This window comes from Variovorax sp. P4_D9, from assembly GCF_056401695.1.
In genome coordinates this window covers 1-4,795 of record NZ_JBFUIU010000676.1, presented here as the reverse complement: position 1 = coordinate 4,795, position 4,795 = coordinate 1, and the positions used below count along the sequence as shown (strand labels likewise).

The 4,795-nt window shown below is 65.1% G+C and carries 3 protein-coding genes and 2 pseudogenes; all 5 read left to right on the top strand.

From position 1 onward, the window contains the following. Positions 1-171 precede the first annotated feature (171 nt). Positions 172-435, top strand: a pseudogene (locus AC1DY5_RS42360) (P-type ATPase actuator domain-containing protein); the annotation flags it as partial. A gap of 3 nt (positions 436-438) precedes the next feature. Continuing rightward, complete coding sequence (locus AC1DY5_RS42355) at positions 439-591, top strand: potassium-transporting ATPase subunit C (RefSeq protein WP_478120410.1); 153 nt, start codon at positions 439-441, stop codon at positions 589-591. A 135-nt stretch (positions 592-726) separates the two neighbouring features. Further along, positions 727-2,517, top strand: coding sequence for an acyl-CoA dehydrogenase (locus AC1DY5_RS42350; protein ID WP_478120409.1), 1,791 nt, complete (start codon positions 727-729; stop codon positions 2,515-2,517). A gap of 13 nt (positions 2,518-2,530) precedes the next feature. Further along, positions 2,531-4,221 (top strand): annotated as a pseudogene (locus AC1DY5_RS42345) (electron transfer flavoprotein-ubiquinone oxidoreductase). Between the two features lie 30 nt (positions 4,222-4,251). Continuing rightward, positions 4,252-4,795: electron transfer flavoprotein subunit beta/FixA family protein (locus AC1DY5_RS42340; RefSeq protein ID WP_478120408.1), on the top strand; the 544-nt coding region annotated here is incomplete at its 3' end.

Below are 4,795 nucleotides of genomic sequence, written 5' to 3'. Positions count from 1 at the left end.
GGACTGGCGCAAGCGATGCAAGAACGCCGACGGCCCCGCGTGGGGGCCGTCGAAATGATGGGATGGGCGCACCAACCGCTAACGCGCAAGAACGCCGACGCTCCGGCGCCAGGCGCAGAAGCGGTCTGCTCCTATCGAGCAGCGTTACCCAAATAGTGGTGCGTGGAAATCCAGGCTAGGCACGGTGCGCGCTGGTTCGCTGCACTGGGCAGCGAACTGCGCAAGGGCGACGTGGTGCTGGTGACCGCCGACGACGTGATCCCCGCCGACGGCGAGGTCATCGAGGGCGTGGCCAGCGTCGACGAAAGTGCCATCACCGGCGTATCGGCGCCCGTCATCCGGGAGAGCGGTGGCGATTTCTCCGCGGTCACCGGCGGCACCCGCGTGCTGTCAGACTGGATCGTCGTCAGGATCACGGTCAACCCTGGCGAGACCTGAGTGGTCACGGGCGTTGTCTACCCGATGGCCACGACGGGCGCTGCAAAGTTCGCCTTTCCCGATCAAGCTGCAGGCAGCCTGCGCGCGCCATCCCCCACGTCCCCCGGTCGGGTGATGGCGCACACGTCCCCCGCTTCAAAGAATGCGATCTAGGTGGGGGGACATCCGGCCTGCATGCCGGTTGCGCGTTCGTGCTGCGAGCGGTCTGAGTTGATGTTTCGTCGGCGCTTCTGGTGCCGGTACCCCTTACTTTTTACTCCCCACCAAGGAAGACCTGGAGAAGCCCCAATGAGCTATATGCCCCCCATCAAGGACATCCTGTTCGCCGTCACCGAGCTGGCCGGACTGCAACAGATCACACGCCTGCCCGGCTTCGAGGATGCCACGCCGGACACGGCCCAGGCCGTCCTCGAGGAATGCGCGAAGCTGTGCAGCGAGGTGATCGCGCCACTGAACATCATCGGCGACCGCACTCCCAACACCTGGAAGGACGGCGTGGTCACCTCGCCGCCTGGCTTTGCCGATGGCTACCGCCAGTACGCTTCCGGCGGCTGGCAAGCCGTGCAGCATCCGAGCGAATACGGCGGGCAAGGCTTGCCGAAACTGATCGCAGCCCCCTGCGTCGAGATGGCGAATGCCGCCAGTCCCGCGTTCGCGCTGTGCGGGGTGCTGACCGACGGCGCCATCGATGCACTGCTGACGGCCGGCAGTGAGGAGCAGAAGCAGCGCTACCTGCCGAAGCTCATTGCCGGCCAGTGGACCGGGACCATGAACCTCACCGAGCCCCAGGCAGGTTCGGACCTGGCTCTGGTGCGCACGCGCGCCGAGCCCCAGGGCGACGGCACCTACCGGATCTTCGGCACGAAGATCTTCATCACCTGGGGCGAGCACGACATGGCCGAGAACATCGTCCATCTTGTGCTGGCCCGCACGCCCAACGCACCGGAGGGCGTGAAGGGCATTTCGCTGTTCACTGCGCCGAAGTTCCTCGTAAACGGGGACGGCTCGCTGGGCGCGCGCAACGACGTGCAGTGCGTTTCGATCGAGCACAAGCTCGGGATCCGCGGCAGCGCGACCGCGACCCTGCAGTACGGCGACAACGGCGGCGCCATCGGCCAGTTGGTGGGCGAGGAGGGCCGCGGCCTCGAGTACATGTTCATCATGATGAACGCGTCCCGCTTCGCGGCCGGCTTGCAGAGCATCGGCATCGCCGATGCGGCCTACCAGAAGGCGGCTGCCTATGCCAAGGAGCGCGTGCAGAGCCGGCCCGTGGACGGGTCCGCGAAGCAGTCGGTGACGATCATTCACCACCCGGATGTGCGCCGCATGCTCGCGCACATGCGCGCACTGGCCGAAGCGAGCCGCGCACTGACCTACGTCGGTGCCGCGCACGGCGACCTCGCGCGCCACCACCAGGACGCGTCCGCCCGGGCCGAGCATCAGGGCATCTACGAATTTCTGGTGCCGATCATCAAGGGGTGGACGTCGGAGTCGTCGCAGGAAGTGGCGAGCCTGGGAGTGCAGGTACACGGCGGCATGGGCTTCATCGAGGAGACCGGTGCGGCGCAGTACTACCGGGATTCGCGCATTACCTCGATCTACGAAGGCACGACGGCCATCCAGGGGAACGACCTGATCGGCCGCAAGACGCTGCGTGACGGCGGCGCCGTCGCGAATGCCCTGCTGGCCGAGCTCGGGCAGACCCTCGGGGAACTGGCGGCCCGGGACGGTGCGCCTTTCCAATCCATGCACAGGCACCTGGCCCAGGGGCAGCGTTCGCTGAAGTCGGCGGTGGACTTCGTCCTCGCAAACGCCAAGCGTGATGCGAACGGCGTGTTCGTCGGCGCGGTGCTGTACCTGAAGCTCGCGGGCATCGTGCTCGGCGGATGGCAGATGGCCCGGGCCATGCTGGCGGCCCAGAGCAAGCAGTCCGAAGACCCGGTGTTTTACGGCGCGAAGATCGCGACGGCGCAGTTCTTTGCCGAATACATCCTGCCGCAGGCCATGGCGCTCGAGGTGTCGATCACGGGCGCAACGGGCTCGCAAGGCGTGCTGGCCCTCTCCGAAGACCAGTTCTGACCGGAGCCCGACCATGGCCATCGCAAACCAGGTCGAAAGTCCATCGGCACGTTGGATCGAACAATACGGTCCACGCGAAGCCATGGACTACGACGTCGTGATCGTCGGCGGCGGCCCGGCCGGGCTGTCGGCGGCGATCCGCCTGAAGCAGCTGGCGCAGGAAAGAGGCGTCGAGATCGGCGTGTGCGTACTGGAAAAGGGCTCGGAGATCGGGGCCCACATCCTCTCCGGCGCAGTCATGGACCCGCGTGCGATCAACGAACTGATTCCCGATTGGAAGGAGAAGTGCGCTCCGCTGAACGTGGCAGTCAATGAAGACCGTTTCCTTTTTAGACCGGCGCGACTGCCGTGCCGAATTGGGCGCTGCCCGGCAATTTCAAGAACCACGGCAACTACGTCGTCAGCCTTGCCAACGTCACGCGCTGGCTGGGCCAGCAGGCAGAGGCCCTGGGTGTCGAGATCTTCCCGGGCTTTCCGGCCGCGGAGCTTCTCTACCACGAGGACGGATCGGTCAAGGGTGTCGCCACCGCCAACATGGGCGTCGGCAAGGACGGGGAGCCTACGGAAAGCTTCCAGCTCGGCATGGAACTGCACGGGCGCTACACGCTCTTCTGCGAGGGTGCGCGCGGTCATCTGGGCCGGCAGCTCAGCGAGAAGCTGGGGCTCGACCGGGATTCCGATCCTCAGGTCTATGGCATCGGCATCAAGGAACTGTGGGAGATTGATCCGGCGAAGCACCAGCCGGGCCTGGTCGTGCATACCGCGGGCTGGCCGCTCGATTCGCAGACCTACGGCGGTTCGTTCCTCTATCACTTCGACAACAACCAGGTGATGGTCGGCTTCGTCGTCGGCCTCGCGTACACGAATCCCTACCTCTCGCCTTTCGAGGAATTCCAACGCTACAAGACGCATCCGGAAATCCGCAAGTTCCTCGAAGGCGGCAAGCGCGTGTCGTACGGCGCGCGCGCGATCACGGCAGGCGGGCTGAATTCGTTGCCGAAGCTCGTCTTCCCGGGCGGCGCGCTGGTCGGGGACGATGCCGGCTTCCTCAACGCGTCGCGCATCAAGGGTTCGCATGCGGCGATCAAGACCGGGATGCTGGCGGCGGAAGCCGCCTTCGAGGCCGTGCAGGCAGGCCGCGGCAGCGACGAGCTCAGGGCCTACCCCGAAGCATTCGAGAGGTCGTGGCTGCATGAAGAACTCCATCGCGCGCGCAATTTCAAGCAGTGGATGGCCAAGGGCCTTTACCTGGGCACGCTGATGGTTGGCTTCGAGCAGAAGCTCCTGGGTGGCAAGGTGCCATGGACGCTGCACCACAAGCACTGGGACCATGAAATGCTCAAGCAGGCATCCGAGTGCAAGCCGATCGAGTATCCCAAGCCGGACGGAAAGCTGAGCTTCGATCGCCTGTCGTCGGTGTTCATCTCGAACACGAACCACCAGGAGAACCAGCCGGCCCACCTGACGCTGAAGGACGCGAACGTGCCGGTCGACGTGAACCTGCACATCTACGCGGGACCGGAAGGCCGCTTCTGCCCGGCGGGGGTCTACGAGTTCGTGAGGAACGCCGACAACAGCGACCGGCTGGTCATCAACGCGCAGAACTGCGTGCACTGCAAGACCTGCGACATCAAGGATCCGACGCAGAACATCGTCTGGGTCACGCCCGAGGGCGGTGGCGGACCGAACTATTCGAGCATGTGATCGACACCCATTCCATTTAAGGAGTTCATTGTGAAAGTACTTGTATCGGTAAAAAGAGTGGTCGACCCGAACGTGAAGGTCGGTGTCAGGTCGGATGGCACGGGCATGGACATCGCCAACGTGAAGATGTCCATGAACCCCTTCGACGAGATCGCCGTGGAGGAAGCGGTGCGCCTGAAGGAATCGGGTGCGGCAACCGAAGTGATCGCGGTGTCGGCTGGCGTCGCGCAGGCGCAGGAGACGCTGCGAACCGCGCTCGCCATCGGCGCGGATCGCGCGATCCTGATCGAGTCGAGCGAGGAGCTTCAACCGTTGGCAGTCGCCAAGCTGCTCAAGGCGCTCGTCGACAAGGAGCAGCCCCAGTTGATGATTCTGGGCAAGCAGGCCATCGACGACGACTCGAACCAATCCGGCCAGATGCTCGCCGCCCTGGCGGGGCTGCCGCAGGCGACTTTCGCGTCGAAGCTGGCGATCGGCGACGGAAGGGCGACCGTGTCGCGCGAAGTCTGCCGCAGGCGACTTTCGCGTCGAAGCTGGCGATCGGCGACGGAAGGGCGACCGTGTCGCGCGAAGT

Coding starts and splice junctions, on each gene's coding strand:
- AC1DY5_RS42350 (WP_478120409.1), top strand. CDS start 727: ATGAGCTATATGCCCCCCATCAAGGACATCCTGTTCGCCGTCACCGAG.